This is a genomic window from Longimicrobium sp., assembly GCA_036377595.1.
Classification (GTDB): Bacteria; Gemmatimonadota; Gemmatimonadetes; order Longimicrobiales; family Longimicrobiaceae; genus Longimicrobium.
Window position 1 is genome coordinate 87,954 of sequence record DASUYB010000132.1, and the last position, 20,654, is coordinate 108,607.

Annotated in this window: 17 protein-coding genes and 1 other RNA gene; 12 read left to right on the top strand and 6 right to left on the bottom strand. The window is 70.5% G+C overall.

Annotated features, from left to right (window positions below; translation table 11 throughout):
* Window positions 1-399 precede the first annotated feature (399 nt).
* The gene (locus VF092_23695) at window positions 400-1,725 is read left to right on the top strand and encodes a pitrilysin family protein (protein ID HEX6750318.1); all 1,326 of its coding nucleotides are present in this window, start codon (window positions 400-402) and stop codon (window positions 1,723-1,725) included.
* Window positions 1,718-3,022, top strand: coding sequence for a pitrilysin family protein (locus VF092_23700; protein ID HEX6750319.1), 1,305 nt, complete (start codon window positions 1,718-1,720; stop codon window positions 3,020-3,022). Before VF092_23695 ends, VF092_23700 begins: the two co-directional genes overlap by 8 nt.
* Window positions 3,023-3,475: 453 nt before the next feature.
* Here the strand turns inward: VF092_23700 and VF092_23705 are convergent, their stop codons facing one another.
* A complete protein-coding gene (locus VF092_23705) occupies window positions 3,476-3,790 on the bottom strand; it encodes a hypothetical protein (protein ID HEX6750320.1) in 315 nt (104 codons plus the stop codon).
* A 113-nt stretch (window positions 3,791-3,903) separates the two neighbouring features.
* Between VF092_23705 and VF092_23710 the strand changes: the two genes are divergently transcribed.
* The 9 genes from VF092_23710 (at window position 3,904) to VF092_23750 (ending at window position 10,803) form a co-directional block, all read left to right on the top strand.
* Window positions 3,904-4,902 carry an L-threonylcarbamoyladenylate synthase gene (locus VF092_23710; GenBank protein ID HEX6750321.1) on the top strand — a complete coding sequence of 333 codons (999 nt, stop codon included), beginning with the start codon at window positions 3,904-3,906 and terminating at the stop codon, window positions 4,900-4,902.
* A gap of 400 nt (window positions 4,903-5,302) precedes the next feature.
* Window positions 5,303-5,458: a hypothetical protein gene (locus VF092_23715; GenBank protein HEX6750322.1), complete on the top strand. Its 156-nt coding sequence runs from the start codon at window positions 5,303-5,305 to the stop codon at window positions 5,456-5,458.
* A gap of 182 nt (window positions 5,459-5,640) precedes the next feature.
* Entirely contained in the window at window positions 5,641-5,964 is a 324-nt protein-coding gene (locus VF092_23720) for a hypothetical protein (GenBank protein ID HEX6750323.1), read from the top strand.
* A gap of 114 nt (window positions 5,965-6,078) precedes the next feature.
* On the top strand, window positions 6,079-6,618 hold the full coding sequence (locus VF092_23725; GenBank protein ID HEX6750324.1) for a DUF1697 domain-containing protein: 540 nt from the start codon (window positions 6,079-6,081) through the stop codon (window positions 6,616-6,618).
* A gap of 92 nt (window positions 6,619-6,710) precedes the next feature.
* Window positions 6,711-6,917 (top strand): hypothetical protein, encoded by a 207-nt coding sequence (locus tag VF092_23730; protein ID HEX6750325.1) that lies wholly within the window; start codon window positions 6,711-6,713, stop codon window positions 6,915-6,917.
* A complete protein-coding gene (locus VF092_23735; protein ID HEX6750326.1) occupies window positions 6,853-7,317 on the top strand; it encodes a nucleotidyltransferase in 465 nt (154 codons plus the stop codon). Before VF092_23730 ends, VF092_23735 begins: the two co-directional genes overlap by 65 nt.
* An 81-nt stretch (window positions 7,318-7,398) precedes the next feature.
* The gene (locus tag VF092_23740; protein ID HEX6750327.1) at window positions 7,399-8,742 is read left to right on the top strand and encodes a radical SAM protein; all 1,344 of its coding nucleotides are present in this window, start codon (window positions 7,399-7,401) and stop codon (window positions 8,740-8,742) included.
* 301 nt (window positions 8,743-9,043) lie between these two features.
* Entirely contained in the window at window positions 9,044-9,280 is a 237-nt protein-coding gene (locus VF092_23745) for a hypothetical protein (protein ID HEX6750328.1), read from the top strand.
* Window positions 9,281-9,591: 311 nt separating this feature from the next.
* Window positions 9,592-10,803 (top strand): dienelactone hydrolase family protein, encoded by a 1,212-nt coding sequence (locus VF092_23750; GenBank protein ID HEX6750329.1) that lies wholly within the window; start codon window positions 9,592-9,594, stop codon window positions 10,801-10,803.
* 178 nt (window positions 10,804-10,981) lie between these two features.
* Here the strand turns inward: VF092_23750 and ssrA are convergent.
* Window positions 10,982-11,356, bottom strand: a transfer-messenger RNA (tmRNA) gene (ssrA, locus tag VF092_23755).
* 297 nt (window positions 11,357-11,653) lie between these two features.
* Between ssrA and VF092_23760 the strand changes: the two genes are divergently transcribed.
* Window positions 11,654-12,712, top strand: coding sequence for a phosphodiester glycosidase family protein (locus VF092_23760; GenBank protein HEX6750330.1), 1,059 nt, complete (start codon window positions 11,654-11,656; stop codon window positions 12,710-12,712).
* A 107-nt stretch (window positions 12,713-12,819) separates the two neighbouring features.
* On the opposite strand, the gene VF092_23765 is transcribed toward VF092_23760, so the two are convergent.
* The 4 genes from VF092_23765 to VF092_23780 form a co-directional block, all read right to left on the bottom strand.
* A complete protein-coding gene (locus VF092_23765; protein ID HEX6750331.1) occupies window positions 12,820-14,691 on the bottom strand; it encodes a sensor domain-containing diguanylate cyclase in 1,872 nt (623 codons plus the stop codon).
* A gap of 61 nt (window positions 14,692-14,752) precedes the next feature.
* Complete coding sequence (gene larB, locus VF092_23770; protein HEX6750332.1) at window positions 14,753-15,514, bottom strand: nickel pincer cofactor biosynthesis protein LarB; 762 nt, start codon at window positions 15,512-15,514, stop codon at window positions 14,753-14,755.
* Window positions 15,511-16,509: a tRNA dihydrouridine synthase DusB gene (gene dusB, locus VF092_23775; GenBank protein HEX6750333.1), complete on the bottom strand. Its 999-nt coding sequence runs from the start codon at window positions 16,507-16,509 to the stop codon at window positions 15,511-15,513. The genes larB and dusB overlap by 4 nt, the downstream gene beginning before the upstream one ends.
* Before the next feature lie 100 nt (window positions 16,510-16,609).
* Window positions 16,610-20,572 (bottom strand): hypothetical protein, encoded by a 3,963-nt coding sequence (locus VF092_23780; protein HEX6750334.1) that lies wholly within the window; start codon window positions 20,570-20,572, stop codon window positions 16,610-16,612.
* Window positions 20,573-20,654 lie beyond the last annotated feature (82 nt).

Sequence of the window (20,654 nt, forward strand, 5' to 3'; positions counted from 1 at the left end):
AAAACCGACTGGGGGAGGGGGAGACCTCAGCGCGGGGAGAGCTACTGCGCCCAACGCAAGCCGTTGCGCGGCCGCGGACGGCCCCCTCCCCCCGCCCCTCCCCCGCTGCGCAGGGGAGGGGGGAACTCAGCGCGGGAGCGATTTTGGCGCCACGCTGCAGCCCTGGCCCCGCAGCGCACGCACGGCGAGGAACGCGCCACCGCCTGCGCGCCGCGGTCGAAGTTACCCCCTCCCGTTATCGGGAGGGGGTACGCGGCCCCAGCCGCGGGGGGAGGGTCCGCGGGGGAAGGGCTTCGTTCGCGCCGCGCAGGTGTTAGATTCGCGCGCCCGGCTCTTGCGGACCCATCCGCGGCCGGAATCCCGCTGCGAATCAATCGCCCGAAGACATCGCCGGACGACGTGACCGATACGACCGAAGCGACCACCGCCCTGCGCCTTCCCGTGCGCACGCACACGCTGGCCAACGGGATGCGCATCGTCTGCCACGAGGACCGCGCGGCGCCCATCGTGGCCGTGCACCTGATGTACCGCGTGGGCAGCCGCCACGAGACCCCCGGCCGCACCGGGCTGGCCCATCTCCTCGAGCACCTGATGTTCGAGGGATCGCTGCACGCGCCCAAAGGGCAGTTCGACGACCTGCTGGAGCGCGTGGGCGGCACCAACAACGGCTCCACCTGGCTCGACCGCACCAACTACTTCGAGACCGTCCCCTCGCACGCCGTGGAGCTCCCGCTCTGGCTGGAGCGCGACCGCATGGCCTTCTTCCTTCCCGTGCTGACCTCGGAGATGCTGGAGGTGCAGCGCGGGGTGGTGATGAACGAGCGGCGCCAAGCCTACGAGAACCGCCCGTACGGGATGGCCGACGAGCGGCTCCACCAGATGCTCTTCGGCGACGCGCACCCGTACTCGTGGCCGACGATCGGCTACATGGCCGACTTGGAGCGGATCACGCTGGACGACGCGCGCGGATTCTACTCGACCTACTACACGCCGGGCAACGCGGTGCTGGTCTTCGCCGGCGACATCTCGGCCGACGAGGCGGCCGCGCTGGCCGAGCGCTACTTCGGCGACCTGCCGCACGGGCCGCCCATCCCTCCGTTCACCCCGCCGGCCGACCCCGCGCCCGCCGCCGCCGTCAGCCGCGAGGCGATGGGCGACGACGTCTCCTTCCCGCGCGTCTACCAGGCGTGGGCGGTGCCGGGGTACGGGACGCGCGAGTGGGTGGCGCTCGACGTGCTGGCCTATCTCCTGGCCGACGGCGACAGCTCGCGGCTGCAGCGCGCGCTCATCCGCGAGGGGCGGCTGTCGCAGGACGTGGACACCTACCTCTATCCCACCGCGCTCTGCGGCGTGTGGGGGATCGTGACCACCGCGCGCACGGGGATCGCGCCCGAGCGGCTGGAGGCGGCGATCCGGCGCGTGCTGGACGACGTGGTGGCCAACGGGGTGACGGACGACGAGGTGCTGGGCGCCGCCCGCCGCGTCCGCCGCGACCAGGTGGGCGACCTGGCCACCGTGGAGGAGCGCGCCGAGTCGCTCGCCTACGCCGCGACGGTGCTGGGCGAGCCCGAGGCGCTGGAGCGCGTGCTGGAGACGTACGGCGAAGTCACGCCCGACGAGGTGCGCCGCGCCGCCGCCCGGTGGCTGGACGCGGGGCGCGGCGCCACGCTGGTCGTCGTTCCCGCGGAGGGCGCGTCTCAGGACGGGGAGGCGGGCGATGAGTGAGATCGTCGTGCTGCCGCCGCCGCGGCTGGGGCCGCCGCCCGCGCCGCGCGTTCCCCACCCCGCGCGCTGGACGATGGCCAACGGGCTGCGGATCGTGTCCGCGCCGCGGCACGGGGTGCCGCAGGTGGTGCTGCGGCTGGTCCTTCCCGCCGGCTCCGCGGCCGATCCCGCGCCCTACGCCGGCGCCGCCTCGCTCGTCGGCCACCTGGTCGCCGAGGGGACGGCCACGCTGGCGGCGGAGGAACTGCACGCGCGGCTGGACCTGCTGGGCGCCGCCGTCCATCCCCACGTGGGGCACGACTTCGCGGAGATCGAGCTGGTGCTCCTTTCCGAGACGCTGCGCGAGGGCGTGGGCCTGCTGGCGGAGATGGCGATGCGGCCCTCGTTCCCCGAGCACGAGACGGAGCGCATCCGCGCCGAGTCGCTCGACGCGCTGGTCGCCCGCCACGACGAGCCTGCGAACGTGGCCGACGACCGCGCGGCGCTGGAGGTGTTCGGCCCCGATCACCCGTACGGCATCCCCTCGTTCGGCACCGAGGCGGGGATCCGCGAGGTGCCGCGCGAGGCGCTGATCGCCTTCCACGCCGCGCGCTACCGGCCGGGCGGCTCGTTCCTCGTCGCGGCCGGCGAGTTCGATCCGGCGGAGCTGCGCGAGGCGCTGGACGCAGCGTTCGCTTCTTGGTCGGGAGATGCCGAGCCGACCGCCTATCCCCCCGCCCCGCCGCTGGGCGGCGAGGAGCGGATGGTGTTCGTGCCGTGGGAGGAGTCGGCGCAGTCGGAGATCCGCATCGCCGGGCAGGGGCTGGCGCGCACGGACCCGGACTGGATCCGCGCGGGGGTGACCAACTTCCTGCTGGGCGGCAGCACCATCACCGGCCGGCTGGGCGCCAACCTGCGCGAGGACAAGGGGTGGACCTACGGCGCGCGCTCCCTCTTCTCGGCGGGCGTGGTCCCCGGCGGGTGGGTGGCGGAGACGGCCGTGGACGTGGGCGTCACCCGCGACGCGGTGAACGAGATGATGCGCGAGATCCGCCGCCTGGCCGAGGAGCCGGTGGACGAGGCCGAGCTGCGCCGCGCCAAGGACGCGCTGATGCTCTCGCTCCCGCGCATGTTCGAGACGCCCGCGGGCGTGGCCAGCCGCCTGGCCACGGTCGAGGCGTACGGCCTCCCGCACGAGTGGTGGGACCGCTTCCCCGACGCGGTCGAGGCCGTGACGACGGAGGACGTCGGCCGCATGGCGCGCCGCCACTTCGATCCCCAGCGGCTGGTGCGCGTGGTGGTCGGCGGGTGGAGGTGAGGCGTCGCGCCCTCTCCGGCTCGCCAGGGTTCGCCATCTCTCCCCCAAACCTGGAGAGGTGGGGATGAGCAGATTCGCGCCGACATCGGAGGCCGGCGCGGCCGCGGGCTGGCCCCCTCCCCCGGCCCCTCCCCCGCTTCGCAGGGGCGGGGAGAACTCAGCGCCGCGACGAGGGTGGCGCGAAGAGCGGGACGGGTCGCCACGATTGCGTCGCACGTGAGACGAGGAGTGCAGAAAAGGCCGCGCCGCACGAGCGAAATTACCCCCTCCCGTTATCGGGAGGGGGTACGCGGCCCCAGCCGCGGGAGGAGGGTCCCGCCCGGCGACGGGACAGCGGAGCGGAGTCCGCTGCGGCGGAAACGACGCGGCCCCCCTCCCGATGACTTCCGGGAGAGGGGCCGGGCGAGCGGTGCCGTCCAGCGGCTCTCGGGCTGCCGACCACCGATCCAGCTTCTACATCAGCCCTCCGCCGCTGTCCCGCTCGCCGCGCCACACGGCGTCGTCGTCGTACTCGTCGTGCTCGGGCACCACCTCCAGCGCGGGGACGGGCGCGTGGCGCGTGACCCGCATCACCCCTTCCCACCCGCACGATGTGCACCACCGGCGGTTCAGCAGGCGCCGCGCCGGGCGCAGCAGCGACGAGCGGATGGGCAGGCTCTCGCATCCGCAGCGCGGGCAGTCGCGGCCGGAGGGGAGGAGCGCCACCAGCAGCGCCAGCGGGGCCAGGAGCATCACCACCCACAGCGCGGTCATGAACATCCAGAACATCGCGTCCTCCCTGGTTCCCCGGTGCCTCTGCGCGTCGTCCGCGCTCGCCTTTCGCGTAAGGCAAGGGGCATGCCGCTCCGCCCTCACTCCGGCGTCTCCTGATCTCGTTGCAAATGCGCATCTTACGTGTAGATAGCGCCACCCCAGACGCGGCCGCGCTGGCCGGTGCGGCAGACGTGCTGCGGCGCGGAGGTCTCGTCGCGTTCCCCACCGAGACGGTGTACGGACTTGGCGCGCACGCGCTGGACCCCGCGGCAGTGGCAAGGATCTACGAAGCCAAGGGTCGCCCGTCGTACAATCCGCTCATCGTCCACGTCGCCGGCGTCGACGCGGCGCGGCGGCTGGCGGGAGATTGGCCCGCGGCGGCCGACCGGCTCGCCGAGCGCTTCTGGCCGGGCCCGCTCACCCTCGTCCTCCCCCGCTCGGCGGAGATCCCGGACGCGGTGAGCGCGGGGCTGGACACGGTGGGAATCCGCATCCCCGCGCACCCGGTCGCCCACGCGCTCCTGGAGGCGGCGGGGATCCCGGTGGCCGCGCCCTCGGCGAACCGCTCGATGGGGGTGTCGCCGACCACGGCCGAGCACGTGCGGCGCAGCCTGGGCGAGCGGGTGGACGTGATCGTGGACGGCGGCCCTTCCCCCGTGGGCATCGAGTCCACCGTGCTGAGCCTGGCCGGCGAGGTGCCGACGATCCTGCGCCCCGGCTCCGTCTCGGCCGACGCGCTGCGCGAGGTGCTGGGCGAGGTCGCCGTCGCCTCGGCCGAGCCGCGGGGCCGCGAGGCGCGCCCGTCGCCGGGAATGCTGGACCGCCACTACGCGCCGGCGGCCGAGGTGCGGCTCTTCTCCTCCGAATCGCGCGACGCGGCGTTCGCCAAGGCGGTGTGGGCCGCCAGCGACGACCGCGCGGTGGGGGTGATCGCCTTCGCGCCGGTGTCCGCCTCCGGCGCCGAGGTGGTGGTGATGCCGGACGATCCGCGGGAGTACGCCGCCCGCCTCTACGCCGCCCTGCATGCGCTGGACGCCGCCGGCTGCGAGATGATCTGGATCGAGGACGTTCCCGGCACCCCCGAGTGGGCCGGCATCCGCGACCGGCTGCGGCGGGCGGCGGGGTGATGTTGGCCGGGCGATTGTCGCCGGGAGATGATGTCGCCGGGCGAATGGAATTCACGGCAACAACTGCACGAAGTCCCTGCGGGACTGAGGCCGGATATCCGCGCTCCGAGCCGACATCCTCGCCGCGCTGAGTTCTCCCCTCCCCTGCGCAGCGGGGGAGGGGCCGGGGGAGGGGGCCAGCCGGGGCGGGCAGGATCTCTCCTGGGAGAGCAGATATCCGGCGTCAGTCCCGCAGGGACTTTGTGCGGTCGTTGCCGTGGCTTCAGCCGCCCGGGCGTGAGCTGACCTGGAGCGCGGGAAAGGCCGGTTCTGCGCGGACGCTTCACCGGCCGGGCAGCGCGCGGTACTCTTCAGGTGGTGTCGGGGACGCACCGGCAAACCACCAGAGAGGAAGGGACCCATGCAGCCGAACCTCCTGAACCTGAGCGAGATCCGCGTCGAGAGCTTCGCCACCGAAGCCCCGCACCGTGACCCGGCCTCCGCGCCGGAGATGATCCTGAACATGCACACGCGCTGGCCCAAGGACTGCCCGGAAACGCTCCCGCAGTTCTGCTGACGCTCTCCGCCGGTGCTGGCGGCGGAGAGATCGATCCATCTCTTCGCTCCGGCATCACCCAACGGCACGTCCGGCGTTCGCGGTGCGTCCCCGAACTGCCGGGATGTCACGATCCGCCCTGACGGCGCGTTCCATCCCTCGACGGGCGGGCGACAATTCCCAATCGACGCAGGGGCAGGGCGATGCACGTCACGCGCAGGGCGATGCTGGGCTCCGTGCTGGGGCTGCTGCTGGCGCTGGGCGGATGCGACCGCCTCGTCCTCGGCACCGTCGATCGCGACGGGGACGTCGTCTCCGGCACGGGGACGGTGCGGTGGTACTCGTTCGAGGGCGGCTTCTTCGCCATCCGCGGCGACGACGACGTCACCTACGATCCCCGCGACCCGCTGCCGGCCGAGTTCCAGCAGGACGGGCTGCGGGTGCGCTTCCGCGCCCGCATCCTCCCCGGCATGAGCATCCACCAGGCGGGCCCGGTCGTGGACGTCGAGCAGATCTCCCTCGACTGACGCGGTCGCCGTCGCGACGCACCGAACCCCGCCCGCGGCTTTCGCGGACGGGGTTCGCGCCGTATATCGCCCCGCGCGAGCCTCATCATCCCCCCAGCCGCGAGCGCCGTCCCCATGCCGAGATACATCGCCCTCCTGCGCGCCATCAACGTCGGCGGCCACACGGTGAAGATGGACAAGCTGCGCAAGCTGTTCGAGGAGATGGACTTCGCGAACGTGGAGACGTTCATCGCCAGCGGCAACGTGATCTTCGAGGCGAAGGAGAAGGACGCGGCGAAGCTGGAGAAGAACATCGAGGCGCACCTGGAGAAGGCGCTCGGCTACGCGGTGGGGACGTATCTCCGCACGCCGGACGAGCTGAAGGCCGCGGCCGATCACGAGCCTTTCCCGCGCGCGGACGGCGATGGGACCTACGTCATCTTCGTCCGCGACGAGCCCGGCGCCGACGCGAAGAAGCGCCTCGCCGCGCTGGAGTCGGACGACGACCGCTTCGCCGTCCACGCGCGGGAGGTCTACTGGTGGCGGCGGAACGGGCGGATGAGCGACTCGCTCATCACCGGCCCCCAGCTCGCGAAGGCCATCGGCCAACCCGGCACCAACCGCAACCTCACCACCGTGCGCAAGATGGCCGCGAAGTACGCGGCGAAGGAGTAAGAGATGGCAGACTGGCGTACGCGGATTCCGCGGATAACATTCGTGCGGTAGCTCACGTCGCCGCAAAGCTGCTGCCTTCACCTGGAGCGCCGATGGACGAATCCCTTCCGCGTCTGGACAAGAAGGCGTTCTCCGTCGTTCCTGCCTTCGAGGAGGATGAGGAGATCGAGTACTGGCTGACGCGCACGCCGATCGAGCGTCTCCGCCACGTTGAAACCCTGCGGCGCATGAACTATGGGGCTCTCGCTACCGCAAGACTTCAAAGAGTTCTTGAGCTTGTTAAGGTCCCATGGGGTTAGGTACCTCCTCATTGGCGGCCACGCCGTGGCGTATTACGGATACCCGCGCGCCACGGGCGACCTGGACGTCTGGATCGCCGTAGACCCCGAGAACGCGGCCCGGACCGTCGAGGCCATCCGCGAGTTCGGGTTCGACACGCCCCAGCTCTCCGTCGGATTCTTCCTCGAAGACCGCAGCATGGTGCGAATGGGCGAGCCGCCGCTTCGCATCGAGGTGCTGACCGTGGTTTCGGGGATAGAGTTCGATGAGGCGTATTCAGAGCGAGAGAGCGTGATCCTCGACGGCGAAGAAGTATCCCTCATCAGCCTGCGCGACCTCTTGAGAAACAAGCGCGCGAGCGGCCGGCCGAAGGATCTCGCGGATCTCGATTTTTTCGCGAGGCAGGATCGCGGCAAATAGGCGCCGTCCCTCCCCCGCCCCGTTCCCAATCCCTTGCGGCGTCGATAGATTCATGCGCCCAATCCACCCCGGAAGGACGCATTGGACCAGACTCGCACCACGCTCGTTGAAGGGCTCATCGCCCGCTTCCCGCACATCCCCCGCGAGGCGGTTCTCAAGGAGGACCTCCTTCGCACCGGCATCGCGTTCGACGACTCGGCGCTGACCGACAACCTCGACGGCGAGGTCAAGCCCAAGTCGTACTTCATCTTCTCGTTCGACCAGAAGCCGCTGGCGCAGCTCGGCGAGGCCGCCCGGCGCCGCCCGCCCGAGGAGATCGCGCTCACCGGCGGGCCGTACGAGCTGCGCCGCACCATCGTCTCCGTGCGCGTGAACCCCGACTCGCCGTACCGCGTGGCGCGCGACGAGGCGGGCGGGCTGCGGCTGTCGCTGGAGGGGCGCACCGTCGCCGACGTGGGACTGCCGCCGATGCCCGAGTACTACCGGCACACGCTGGCCAACGGGAAGACGGTGATGGAGACGGCGCCCACCATCCAGTGGGGCTACCTCATCTACCTGACCGTGCTGCGGCTTTGCCAGTACTTCGGCGCCAAGGAGGAGTGCCAGTACTGCGACATCAACCACAACTGGCGCCAGCACAAGCAGGAGGGCCGCCCCTACACCGGCGTGAAGCCCGTGGCCGACGTGCTCGAGGCGCTGGAGATCATCGACCGCTACGACACCGCCAAGGCCAGCAAGGCGTACACGCTCACCGGCGGCTCGGTGACGTCGAAGGTGGACGGGCTGGAGGAGGCGGACTTCTACGGCCGCTACGCGCAGGCCATCGAGGAGCGCTTCCCCAACCGCTGGATCGGCAAGGTCGTCGCCCAGGCGCTGCCGGTGGAGGACGTACGCCGCTACAAGGAGTACGGGATCAAGATCTACCACCCCAACTACGAGGTGTGGGACAAGCGGCTGTTCGAGATCATCTGCCCGGGGAAGGAGCGCTACGTGGGCCGCGAGGAGTGGCACCGGCGCATCTTCGACGCGGCGGAGGTGTTCGGCGCGCGCTACGTGATCCCCAACTTCGTGGCCGGGGTGGAGATGGCGAAGCCGTTCGGGTTCCAGACGGTGGACGAGGCCATCGCCTCGACCGCCGAGGGGCTGGACTACTTCATGAGCCGCGGGGTGACGCCGCGCTTCACCACCTGGTGCCCCGAGCCGGCCACGCCGCTGGGGCGCGACAACCCCGAGGGCGCGCCGCTGGAGTACCACATCCGGCTGCTGGAGGTGTACCGCGAGACGCTGGAGAAGCACGGCCTGAAGCCGCCGCCGGGGTACGGCGTGGCCGGCGCGGGGAACGCGGTGTTCTCCGTCAGCTCGTTCATGGACACCCTCCGCCCCGACGAGGTCACCGAGGAAGAGGCCGTTCCCGCCGCGGCGTGACCGCCGTCTCCTTGTGGATGGACATGGATCGGCCCCGCTCCGGAACCTCCGGAGCGGGGCCGATCTGCATCCGCGGACGATGCGCCGGGGCTCCAAGAGACGCCAGATCAGCCCTAATACGCCATCTGCGTTGATCTGCAACCTTGCCGTCCCATCCTGCCGAAATCAAACAGACGTCCGGCATACAGTCGCATCGCACGGGGTGAGCGCACGCTCTCAGCCGTTGAATATCTCCAGAAACAGACGTAATTTCATGTTGATCCGAAGCAGCCTCTCGCGTCATTCCCACAGGGAGAAGCAGATGAAGAAGCTCAGGCTGGACCTCGATGCGCTCGCCGTCGACTCGTTCGACACGCACGCGCCGGCGGGGCGGCGCGGCACGGTAATGGGCAACATCGACCCGGACACGGTCGTAGTCGTGAACGCCGGCACCTTGGCGTGCAGCCAGAACTGCCTCGTCGCCGACACCGCGGGCGGCGACACCTGCGACCGGCGCTGCGAGCCGAGCATCGTCTGCCCCACCACCACCCCCGTGTGATCCCGAGTCCGGAAAAAGAACAATCACACAGAGGCACGGAGTCGCAGAGGCACGGAGAACCAATTGCGGTCCTCCGTGCCTCTGTGTTCTCTGTGCCCGTGTGTGAAAAACCAGGATCGCAGATGCCCGAACGATGTGTTGGGATCCGGTATGATGTCGGGGCGGCGATCACGGGCTCGCCGGATGCCGATCTTCGTTGAATATTTGGGGTACGATGCAAATGGTCTCGCGCCGCATGCCGGCCGGGACGCGGTTCACGATCCTCCCGACTTGCCCCCCCTGACCCACTCACGACGGCTCGGCTTCGGACAATGACGACAACGCGGATTGCGGCGGCGCTGCTGGTGGCGCTGCTGGAGGCGGCGCTCTGGGCCTGGGCGCTCGGCCTGATGCCCCGCGCGGTGGACGGCGTGCGCAGGCGGCTGTATCCCCTGGCGCTGGCGCACCTGCTGGCGGCGGTCCTGTTCCTGGGCGGTGGATCGGCGCAGGCCGCGCGGCTGTTACGGGGCCGCGCGCCCGAACCCTTCGCCGCGTTCACGCCCAGCGGCGACCCCGGGCTGGCGCGCTGGATGGCCGCGCAGCGCCCGCGCCTCCCCCGCCCCGACGCGGCCGACCCCGCGCGGCTGGCGTCGTGGGCCGAAACCATGCGCGCGTACCTCGACACCACCGCGTTCCGCACCCCGCCGCCGGCCGACCCGCCGATCGCCGGCACGCCGCGGCTGCTCGAGCGCGTGCGGCTGGCGGGCGGGATCGAGCGGCGATTCGTCTCCGTGCCGGGGTTCGACGGCACGGCCATCCCCGGCTACCTGTTCGTGCCGCCCGGCCTGGCCCGCCGCCCCGCGGTGATAGTCATCCCTGGCCACGGCGAGGGGATCGTGGAGACGGCGGGGCTGGTGGACAGCTACCAGCACGCGGTCGCGCTGCGGCTGGCCGAGGCGGGGTTCGTCACCTACACGCCGGAGCTGCGCGGCTTCGGCTACCTGGGCGGCCGCATCGGCACGGACCACTCGGCGGTGGCGCAGAACGCGCAGCTGGCCGGCACTTCGTACAAGGCGGTGGTGCTGCGCGACCTGCGCGCCGTGTCGGCGTGGATGGCCGCGCAGCCGGAGGTCGACACCGCGCGGATGGGCGTTTCCGGCGTGTCGTACGGCGGGGAGATGTCGGTGGCGCTGGCGGCCATGGAGCCGCGCTTCCGGGCCGTGGTGGCGCAGGGATTCGAGGGCGGCACCGGCCCGCTGCGGCCGCGAACCGCCACGGAGCCCATGCCCTTCCACGGCTGTCACGAGACGCTGCTGGCCAACCGCGACCTGTGGCAGGAGGACCTGTTCCTGCTGGTGAGCCCGCGGCCGATGCTGATGGTGACCGGCAGCGACGACCTCCCGGCCGACCCCGGGCTGACGGACCTGCTCCGCGGCGTCTACCGCGCCGCGGGTCGCCCAGACGGCTTCCAGTCCGCTGTCCGCGAGGGCGGGCACGAGTACTTCGCCGAGCCCGCCATCGCCTTTTTCCGCGCGCACCTGTAGCCTTATCCAAATCCTGAAAAACAGCAGGTCTCACGCAGAGCAGCAGAGGCAGCAGAGGTGAGTTCTCTGCTGCCTCTGCTGCTCTGCGTGAGGCAATTCTTTTTCTGGATTCGGGTATTCCATCAGCCCACAACAACGAAAGCCGGGCCCAGCATGATTGCTGAGCCCGGCTTTCGTGAAGTGGAGATGCCGGGATTCGAACCCGGGTCCGCCTACCGATCCCCCGCGACATCTACGTGCGTATCCACCCGTTCTGTTCTCCTCGCTCGCTCATCGGCCGGATGGAGGCCCCTCGCGAACCAGCCGTGCAAGTCTCGCCTGCGGCGTCACGGCGCCGAACGCAGGCCAGCCAGAATTTAGCGACACCCGGCGGCCCGCCTCAGGCGGGGCTGACCGACGGATGGGAGGTAAGGAGCCCGTGAGGGCGTCTACTTACGCAGCCAGAGCGAAGTTATCGTTCGCGGTTACTGATTTCCCGGAGGTTTAACGAGTGCTCCGAGCACCTCGGCACGCCGCCACGGCTTCACCGTACGCGTCGAAACCTGTCATCCCCATGACCCGTGTTTTCAAACACGCTCCAAATCTAGCGGATGTGACCGAGCGTGTCAATCTTACGTTCCTGCAACGATTTAGGTGACACGGCCGCAATGCGCAGGCCCGTTCGCCTCGCTCGCCGCCGCCCGACGAAACACTTGGCGAATGGCACCCGGCGGCGCATTTTTCCGCCTGTTAACGTGCGACCCTTGCGATGCATCGGGGAAATCCCCGTCTTCCAATCCCCGGACTTCATTTGCGCCGCGCGGCAGCGTGCCGGTGGGCGCCGACACCCCCATTCCACGCGGAGGACAAAATGAGCACGGACATTGGACAGGTCGACCTTGGCGCCGCACGCCACGTGGTGGCCGAAAGCACGCAGTACTTCTTCAGCGGCTGGAAGCCGATCTTCCAGGGCGTGGACCGCGCCGTGGGCACGGCGGACCTGGCCTTCGGTTTCGCCCACCCGGTCTGCCGCAAGCAGAACGTGAACGTGGTGCGGGTGTTCCTGGGCGACGACCGGATCCGCTTCCTGACGACCTCCAGCGCCCCGCCGATCCCCTACGTGAACAACAACGGGCGGACGATCAGCCGCACCATCTCCGAGTTCCTGAGCGAGGAAGAGAACGCCGAGGTCGTGCTGGCGGTCAACGCCAACTTCTCGTATTACACGGGTTCGGACGTGTCGGGCAAGGAGTTCGTGCTGTTCGGCGCGGCGGTGCGCGACGAGACGGTCGTCTGCGACCCCGCGCTGGCGCCGTGGACGCAGGACAACGCGGGATGCCTTCCCTGCAACGACCAGAGCAAGGACGGGTGCGACGTTCCCGGGCCGGGCTACGCGGGCGCGGCGGCGCTCCTGATCCGGGAGGGCAACCGCGCCGAGATCGTGCTGGCGACCGCCGCGGACCCGGTGGACCTCTCGGACGTCCACACGGCCATCGCGGGGAGCGCGCAGCCCGCCAGGGGGTCGCTCTGCCCGCAGCCGCAGATCGTGCCGCTGAACCGCCTTCTCTGGAACGGCCACAACCAGGCGACGCCGCAGGAGATCCCGGAGGAGCTGGTGGCCGGACGCACCGCGGTGGGGCTGGGGGTGGCCGAGGGGGTGCGCTACCTGTACCTGATGACGCTGGACGGCCGCGAGGGCGACGCCTATCCGTACGGGGCCGGCTTCTACGACCTGGGCGAGTGGATGAAGATCGCCGGCGCGACCGACGCCATTCCGCTGGACGGCGGCGGCTCGTCGGTGATGGCCTGGCGCGCCGCCGACGGCACGCTGGTGCACGCCGGCGTCCCCTACGGCGACGAGACCACCCCCGGCGTCGAGCGCGCGGTGGGGAACTTCTTCGGGGTGATCGCGCCGCGGCTGGGGGAGTAGGGGAGAAAGTCCCGAGTCCCGGGTGAATGCCCTCACCCGGGACTCGGCTTCTTTGCTCTTCCTCGGACGAAATCCGGAATCTCACGCTGACGTCGTCCCGAGGCCAATTACACCTTCGCCACCTTCGGCGCGCTGGCCACGCGGTTGCGGCCGTCGGCCTTGGCGCGGTAGAGCGCCTCGTCGGCCAGCTTCAGCACTTCGTCCGCGGTCGCCGTGCACTCGGGGCAGGCGGCGGCGCCGATCGACACCGTGACCGAGAGCGGGCGGCCGTTCCAGGTGACGGGGCGCGTCTCGATGCTGCGGCGCAGGCGCTCGCCCGCGTCCTGGCTGGCGCGCAGGCCCGTCTCGGGCATCAGCACCACGAACTCCTCGCCGCCCAGGCGCGCGGGGGTGTCCACGTCGCGCACCGTCTGGCGGACCACGGCGGCCACGTGCTGCAGCACCCGGTCGCCCGCGTCGTGCCCGTGCGTGTCGTTGAACTTCTTGAAGAAGTCCACGTCCAGCACCAGCACGCCGAAGGGCCGCGCGTAGCGGTCGAACACGTGCGACAGCGTGGCCAGCCGCTCCTGGAACGCGGCGCGGTTCGGCAGCCCGGTCAGCGCGTCGGTGTGCGCGCGGTGGTCCAGCGCCTCGTACTTGCGCGCGCTGCGCAGCGGCAGCGGCGCCATGGAGCAGAGCAGGCGCAGCAGCTCCGTTTCCTTCTCCCCGAACTTCGCCGGCTCCGGATGCCACGCGGCCACGGCGCCGATCGCGCGACCGTCCGCGACCAGCGGGAAGACGGCGGCGGAGCGCGGCGCCATCCGCCACGTCTCCCCGGCGGTGAGCAGCGGGAGCGACTCGCGCTCGCGGCGGAGGTCGTCGTAGCGGAGGTCGACCGCGTGCTTCATCGCCAGCGCCAGCCGCGAGTCGCCCTCGCCGAAGTCGGCGGCGAGCTGGGGCGACGGGCCGGTGTCGTCCACGTGCAGCACCTTTCCCCGCCCCGCCTCGTCCGGCCCCACGGCCACGGCCACCCCCGCCGCGCCCGTCCCCTGGCGGACCACTGCGGCCAGGCGCCGCGCGAACGCGTCCACCTCGATCTCCCCCGGCAGCGAACGGGCGGCCTCGGCGATGGCGCGCACGCGGGCATCCTCGCTCGCCGCCTCGCCGCGCGACCGCAGCAGCGCGTGCACGGTGGTGAGGTGCTTCGCCGCGGCGACGGCGGCGGAATCCGCGCCGGGCGGCACCAGCCCCGGATATGCCAGCGCGAGCACGCCTTCGGGGAGATCGACGGGGACGACCAGCATCTCCTCCGCCCACGGCGCGGGGAGGTCGCGCTTGCCGCGGCGGACGTGCTGCGGCAGCTGCTCCTCCACCGCCCACTTGTACGGCGACCCTTCGAGCCCCACGACGGCGTCCGGCAGCGGCACCCCCGGCGCCGCCGCGCGCGCGACCAGCGACGCCGACCGCCACTCGCCGTCCGCGCGCCAGAGCGTGGCCTCGTGCGCGTCCGTGGCGCGGCGCACCATCTCCAGCGCGGTCTTCAGCACCGCATCGTCGTCCCCCTCCTCCCCAGCCACCACCGTCTCCCGCGGCTCCTCCACCGGCGGGGCGACGGCGGGACGCGCGCGGCGCAGCAGCGACAGCCCGGCGGCGACCGCCAGGAGCAGCTCGTAGCGGGTGATGGAGACGAGGAATGGGGATGCGCGGTGCAGCCATTCGGCGCCGGGGACGAGGATCGCCGCCGCCGCCCAGCCGATCAGCAGGAGGCGGGTGGACGAGCGGCCGAGCGCCACCAGCCACGCCGCGGCCAGCGCGATCAGCGGCGAATCCGCCGAGCCGGTGGCGAAGAGGAGCGCGTGCAGCGCCGGCCACGCGGCCAGCGAGACGGCCGTTCGTCCCCCGCCGGAGCGCTGCACCCAGGCGGCGGCGAGCACCAGCGCGGCGATCGCCGCCACCATCCCCCACGCCGGGAGACGCGCGAAGGCCGCCAGCACCGCCACGTATGCGGCGCCGGCGGCGATCAGGGGGAGCGTGGCCTGCGACCGTCCGCTGGAGGGAATGTCAGGAGGGGGGCAGAAGGTTGATGCGGCTGGCGGCGGCGGCCGCGCCGAAGCCGTTGTCGATGTTGACCACGGTGACGCCGGACGCGCACGAGTTCAGCATCCCCAGCAGCGCCGCGATCCCGCCGAACGACGCGCCGTAGCCCACGCTGGTGGGAACGGCGATCACGGGGACGGAGACGAGGCCGCCGACGACGGAGGGGAGCGCGCCCTCCATCCCCGCCACGACGATGACCACGGCGGCGGAGCGCAGGCGCTCGGTGCGCGAGAGGAGCCGGTGGATCCCGGCGACGCCGACGTCGGTGAGCCGCTCCACCGGATTCCCGAACGCGGCCGCCGTCACCGCCGCCTCCTCGGCCACGGGAAGGTCGCTCGTCCCCGCGGTGACGACCAGGACGCTGCCGCGCACCCTGCGGGAGATGGGCTCGCGCGGGGCGAGCCAGGCCGTGCGGCCGAGGGTGTTCAGCTCGATGCCGGGGATCTTCGCGGCCAGCGTCTCGGCCGCGTCGGGGGCGAGCCGCGTGGCCAGGAAGCCGTCCCCCCGCGCGGCGATGCGCTCGGCGATGGCGGTGACCTGCTCGGGCGTCTTCCCCTGGCCGAACACCACCTCGGGGTAGCCCTGCCGCAGCGCGCGGTGGTGATCGACCGAGGCGAATCCCAGCTCCTCGAACGGCTCCCAGGCCAGGCGCCGCTCCGCGTCCTCCACCGTCGCCGCGCCCGCGGCGACCTCCGCCAGCAGGGCGCGCAGCCGCTCGGGGGTCAAACCGCCGCCCCCTCGTACGCCTCGCGGTAGCGCTCCAGCTTCTCCTCGGCCTCCTGCAGCGACGTCACCTCGAACAACTCCTGCCGCAGCACGCGCCCGTTCGGCAGCCCCTTCGTGTACCAGCCGAGATGTTTGCGGAACTCGATCATCGCCTTCTCCTCGTCCTTCTCCCAGGCGATGGCCAGCCGCGCGTGGTCGATGATGATGCGGAAGCGCTCGTCCACGTCCGGGTCGGGCGGGACAGGGCGCCCCTCGAGCGCGGCGCGTGCCTGACCGAAGATCCACGGCTGCCCGTGCGAGCCGCGCGCGATCATGATCCCCGCGCAGCGCGTGTGCTCGTGCATCCGCTTCGCGTCTTCCCCCACCCACACGTCGCCGTTGCCGATCACGGGGATGTCGAGCGCGTCGACCACGGCGGCGATCTCGTCCCAGTCGGCCGTGCCGCTGTACATCTGCGTGCGGGTGCGCGCGTGCAGCGTCAGCACCTCGGCGCCCGCGTCCTGGCAGCGCAGGGCGATGGACACGGGGTCGCGCATCTCCTCGTTCCACCCGCTGCGGATCTTCACCGTGGTGGGGATGGAGATGGCGCCCTTCACCGCGCGGATGATCGATTCGACGAGGTCGAGGTCCCTGAGGCACCCCGAGCCGCCGCCGGTGCGCAGGGCGACCTTCTTGACCGGGCAGCCGAAGTTGATGTCCAGGTAGTCGGGCGCGTACACCTCCTCGACCAGCGCGGCGGCCTCGGCCATGGCCTGCGGGTCGGCGCCGAAGATCTGGATGCCGATGGGGCGCTCGTCGTCGTGAAAGCGCAGGTACGAGTGCGTGCGGCGGTCGTGCCGCCGGATCCCCTCGGCCGACACGAACTCGCTGACCACCACGTCCGCGCCGAACGAGCGGCAGAGCCGGCGGAACGGCGACTCGCTGACGCCCGCCTGGGGCGCCAGGTACAGCGGCACGCGGCCGCTCCGGAGCATCTCGAACGCGTTCAGAGGCATGCCGCAAAGTTACCGAAGGCGGCGCCGCGCTTCAAGCTGCGCGAGAAAGGGACCTTACGGCGAGGTCGCGTGCACCCTGGATCTTCGCACGATCTGGCGGTCACCCGAGCTTGCTCAGCACATCATCGAAAAAGGCGAGCTTATCATTGTCTCCCATAGACTCCGCAAGCGTTCGCCCCTCCGTACAAACCTCGCGAATGGCAGCCAGATCGACCGGATCGCCGGTCTGGGCGAGGAGGATCTGCGAGATCACCACATCCACCAGCGACACGAGGAAATACGGCGTATTACCGTTCTCCCGGAACAGTCGGGCAGCCTCTTCAATCGCGTCTCGTGATGCTCGCAGGTCCGGCAGCGACTCGACAGCATCCTCGGCATTCTCGGCGCGCCTGCGAAGAACTTGGCAGGTTGCACCGAGCGAGGTCGCGAGATCGCCCTGCACGCCGAGCTCGCGATCGATGCGGACGGCCTCCTCGACCGCGGCGACGGCCCTCTGCAGCCAGGCGGCGCGGGCCTCGCGGGTGGTCTCCAGCCCCGCCAGACCGGAGTAGCGGTTCGAGAGGTTGTTGAGCGACATCGCGAGGTCGCCGTGCACGCCCAGCTCGCGGCGGATGCGGATGGCCTCTTCGACCGCGTCGACGGCCTTGCGCAGCCATGCGACGCGGCCCTCGCGCGTGGTCTCTAACCCCGCTAGATCGGAGTAATGGACCGAGAGGTTGTTGAGCGAGGACGCGAGGTCGCCCTCGACGCCGAGCTCGCGACGGATGCGGACGGCGTCCTCGACCGCGTCGACGGCGCTGCGTAGCCAGGCGGCGCGGGCCTCGCGCGTGGTCTCCAGCCCCGCCAGATCGGAGTAGCGGTTCGAGAGGTTGTTGAGCGACGTGGCGAGGTCGCCCTGCACGCCCACCTCGCGGCGGATGCGGACGGCCTCCTCGACCGCGTCGACGGCGCTGCGCAGCCAGGCGGCGCGGGCCTCGCGCGTGGTCTCCAGCCCCTCCAAAGCGGAGTAGTGGACCGAGAGGTTGTTGAGCGAGGACGCGAGGTCGCCCTCGACGCCGAGTTCGCGACGGATGCGGACGGCCTCCTCGACGGCGTCGACGGCGCTGCGCAGCCAGGCGGCGCGGGCCTCGCGCGTGGTCTTCAGCCCCGCCAGATCGGAGTAGTGGATCGAGAGGTTGTTGAGCGACGTCGCAAGGTCGCCCTGCACGCCCAGCTCGCGATCGATGCGAATGGCCTCCTCGACCGCGTCGACGGCGCTGCGCAGCCAGGCGGCTCGGGCCTCGCGCTTGGTCTCGAGCCCCGCCAGATCGGAGTAGCGGTTCGCGAGGTTGTTGAGCGACATCGCGAGGTCGCCCTGCACGCCCAGCTCGCGGCGGATGCGGACGGCTTCCTCGACCGCGTCGACGGCCCTGCGCAGCCAGGCGGCGCGGGCCTCGCGCGTGGTCTCCAGCCCCGCCAGAGCGGAGTAGATGACGGAGAGGTTGTTGAGCGACGTCGCGAGGTCGCCCTGCACGCCCAGCCCGCGAAAAATGCGGACGGCCTCCTCGACCGCGTCGACGGCGCTGCGCAGCCAGGTGGCGCGGGCCTCGCGCGTGGTCTCCAGCCCCGCCAGATCGGAGTAGCGGTTCGAGAGGTTGTTGAGCGAGGACGCGAGGTCGCCCTGGACGCCAAGTTCGCGGTAGATGCGGACGGCCTCCTCGACGGCGTCGACGGCCCTGCGCAGCCAGGCGGCGCGGCCCTCGCGCGTGGTCTCCAGCCCCGACAGATCGGAGTAGCGGTTCGAGAGGTTGTTGAGCGACATCGCGAGGTCGCCCTGCACGCCCAGCTCGCGGCGGATGCGGATGGCCTCTTCGACAGCGTCGCCGGCCTTGCGCAGCCAGGCGGCGCGGGCTTCGCACGTGGTCTCCAGCCCCGCCAGATCGGAGTAGCGGTTCGAGAGGTTGTTGAGCGAGGACGCGAGGTCGCCCTGCACGCCCAGCCCGCGAAAAATGCGGACGGCCTCCTCGACCGCGTCGACGGCCCTGCGCAGCCAGGCGTCGCGGGCCTCACGCGTGGTCTCCAGCCCCGCCAGATCGGAGTAGTGGATCGAGAGGTTGTTGAGCGACGTCGCAAGGTCGCCCTGTACGCCCAGCTCGCGATAGATGCGGACGGCCTCCTCGACCGCGTCGACGGCCCTGCGCAGCCAGGCGGCGCGGGCCTCGCGCGTGGTCTCGAGCCCCGCCAGATCGGAGTAGCGGTTCGAGAGGTTGTTGAGCGACATCGCGAGGTCGCCCTGAACGCCTAGCTCGCTGTAGATGCGAACGGCCTCCTCGACCGCGTCGACGGCCCTGCGCAGCCACGCGGCGCGGCCCTCGCGCGTGGTCTCCAGCCCCGTCAGATCGGAGTAAATGACAGACAGATTGTTCAGTGCCAGGGCACGAAAGGATGTATCTGACTTATCCGCCAATTCAGTGACCGCGATGAAGTTTCTTTCAGCTGCGAGCAATACATCCTGGCGTTTAGTTCTCGTCCCTGCTCTGGCTGCTCTAAACTTTACATAGTACACGCCTGTTCCGATGTGCATCTGAATTCTCGAAACGGAATCGGCAGACAATGCCGAGATGAAGGCATCCCAGGTTCTCAGATCGCCGGGGCCGAGGGCAATTGCTTCGAACTGTACGTCGAGGCACGTGGGCAGCTCTCCTCGAAGCGCAATCCACAAAGAGCTCTGCAGCGCATCTAGGCTTGCGGCGACGTCGTGTGGAGACAGGGAGAACGCACGGGCAGCGGCATCGAACAAGTTCCGCTCGGATGGCGCTTGGGTTACTGCGAACAGCTTCACGAGGCGGAGAACTCCTTGGTCCACGGATGTGAGCCGCCGCCAGTATTCTTGCCACAACTCAAGCACGCTTGATGGCAGACCGGCGAGGTGCGCGTCGCGGAGTGTGCCTTCGACGTGCGCTGGCGCGAGCATCGAGAGCACGTAGAGCGGCGTAGCGTCCCGCTCGGCCGCCCGCGCGGCGGCAAGGTCCAGCAGCCGTGGCTCCGCTTCGATGTCCCTCTGCTCGACACATGCGGCAACCAACTCGCGGCACTGCTCACGCGAGAGTGCGCCGAGAACCAGCCGCGAACTCGCCGTCAGTTGGAGGTCCTGCAACTCGGTGGGCGAGAACGGAGGCTGGATATCGCTCCACTCTTGGCTACGCGCAGCGACAAGCACCCGCACGTCGCGGTAGCGGGCGCTCACCTCGGGAATGTCGCGCAGACGCGCGCGTAGCGCGGACATGAGCCCTCGAAGCTCGTTCGGCTTCTCGTGTGCGTCGTCGAACACGATCACGCCACCGCCAGACGCGGCATCGAGCAGTTCTTCCACCTTTTCGGCGCGCAGATCGGGCTCGACCACCAGCACTTTTTCCGGCCGCGTTGCCTCCAAGTGGACGAAGAGCGTCGTCGTCTTCCCCGCGCCGGGTTTGCCGAGGATCAGGCGGTTGCGAAGCTCGCCGGAAAGCTGCTGCCATTCGCGAAGCTCGATGCGCTTGGCCAGCCACTCCGCCGGGCGGGCCTGGAGTGCGGCGCGGACCAGCTCGCCGTCGTACGGGGTGACCAGCCGGAAGCCGGGGCGGTCACCGGGAAGGCCGAGGCGCGCACAGGTCTCGCGCCAGACGGAATCGCGCGTGGCTACGTCGAGGATCGTATCCCGGTGAAACATTCTCAGCTCGAGACCGACTTCTTCCTCGACCTCCCTCTTCCACGGTCCCCAAGTCTTCTCCGTCGGCGCGTCCGCTGTCACGAACACCATCACGATGGCTGCTTCACGATCCGGATCCTCGGTCCACCGCTTCGCATCGTGCAGCACCTTGGACCGGCTGCAGTCGAACGAAACGGCCACCACGCAGCGTTCGCCGTCGGGCGTGACGGCGACCGCGTCGCGGCCAAAGTCGCTGCGCGCGTTGCTGAAGCGCACGTCCGTGTAGCCCTCGTGGTGCAGCAACCCCAGGACGAAGTTCTGGAACGGCCGCCAGCCGTCGTTCTTCCGGAGATCGTCGAGATGGCGCTCAAGACTCGCGCGGCGGACGTCGATCATGATCGCTTGGGGTGTATCGTACGTGAGGATTTCTGTCGAATCGATCGGCAGGACAGGCGATCGTGGAACGATACGCCAACGG

Bases quoted from the DNA above. Each gene is read 5' to 3' on its own strand.
- VF092_23700 (HEX6750319.1), top strand. From the start codon at position 1,718: ATGAGTGAGATCGTCGTGCTGCCGCCGCCGCGGCTGGGGCCGCCGCCC.
- VF092_23705 (HEX6750320.1), bottom strand. From the start codon at position 3,790: ATGTTCTGGATGTTCATGACCGCGCTGTGGGTGGTGATGCTCCTGGCC.
- VF092_23710 (HEX6750321.1), top strand. From the start codon at position 3,904: ATGCGCATCTTACGTGTAGATAGCGCCACCCCAGACGCGGCCGCGCTG.
- VF092_23715 (HEX6750322.1), top strand. From the start codon at position 5,303: ATGCAGCCGAACCTCCTGAACCTGAGCGAGATCCGCGTCGAGAGCTTC.
- VF092_23720 (HEX6750323.1), top strand. From the start codon at position 5,641: ATGCACGTCACGCGCAGGGCGATGCTGGGCTCCGTGCTGGGGCTGCTG.
- VF092_23725 (HEX6750324.1), top strand. From the start codon at position 6,079: ATGCCGAGATACATCGCCCTCCTGCGCGCCATCAACGTCGGCGGCCAC.
- VF092_23730 (HEX6750325.1), top strand. From the start codon at position 6,711: ATGGACGAATCCCTTCCGCGTCTGGACAAGAAGGCGTTCTCCGTCGTT.
- VF092_23735 (HEX6750326.1), top strand. From the start codon at position 6,853: ATGGGGCTCTCGCTACCGCAAGACTTCAAAGAGTTCTTGAGCTTGTTA.
- VF092_23745 (HEX6750328.1), top strand. From the start codon at position 9,044: ATGAAGAAGCTCAGGCTGGACCTCGATGCGCTCGCCGTCGACTCGTTC.
- VF092_23750 (HEX6750329.1), top strand. From the start codon at position 9,592: ATGACGACAACGCGGATTGCGGCGGCGCTGCTGGTGGCGCTGCTGGAG.
- VF092_23760 (HEX6750330.1), top strand. From the start codon at position 11,654: ATGAGCACGGACATTGGACAGGTCGACCTTGGCGCCGCACGCCACGTG.
- dusB (HEX6750333.1), bottom strand. From the start codon at position 16,509: ATGCCTCTGAACGCGTTCGAGATGCTCCGGAGCGGCCGCGTGCCGCTG.
- VF092_23780 (HEX6750334.1), bottom strand. From the start codon at position 20,572: ATGATCGACGTCCGCCGCGCGAGTCTTGAGCGCCATCTCGACGATCTC.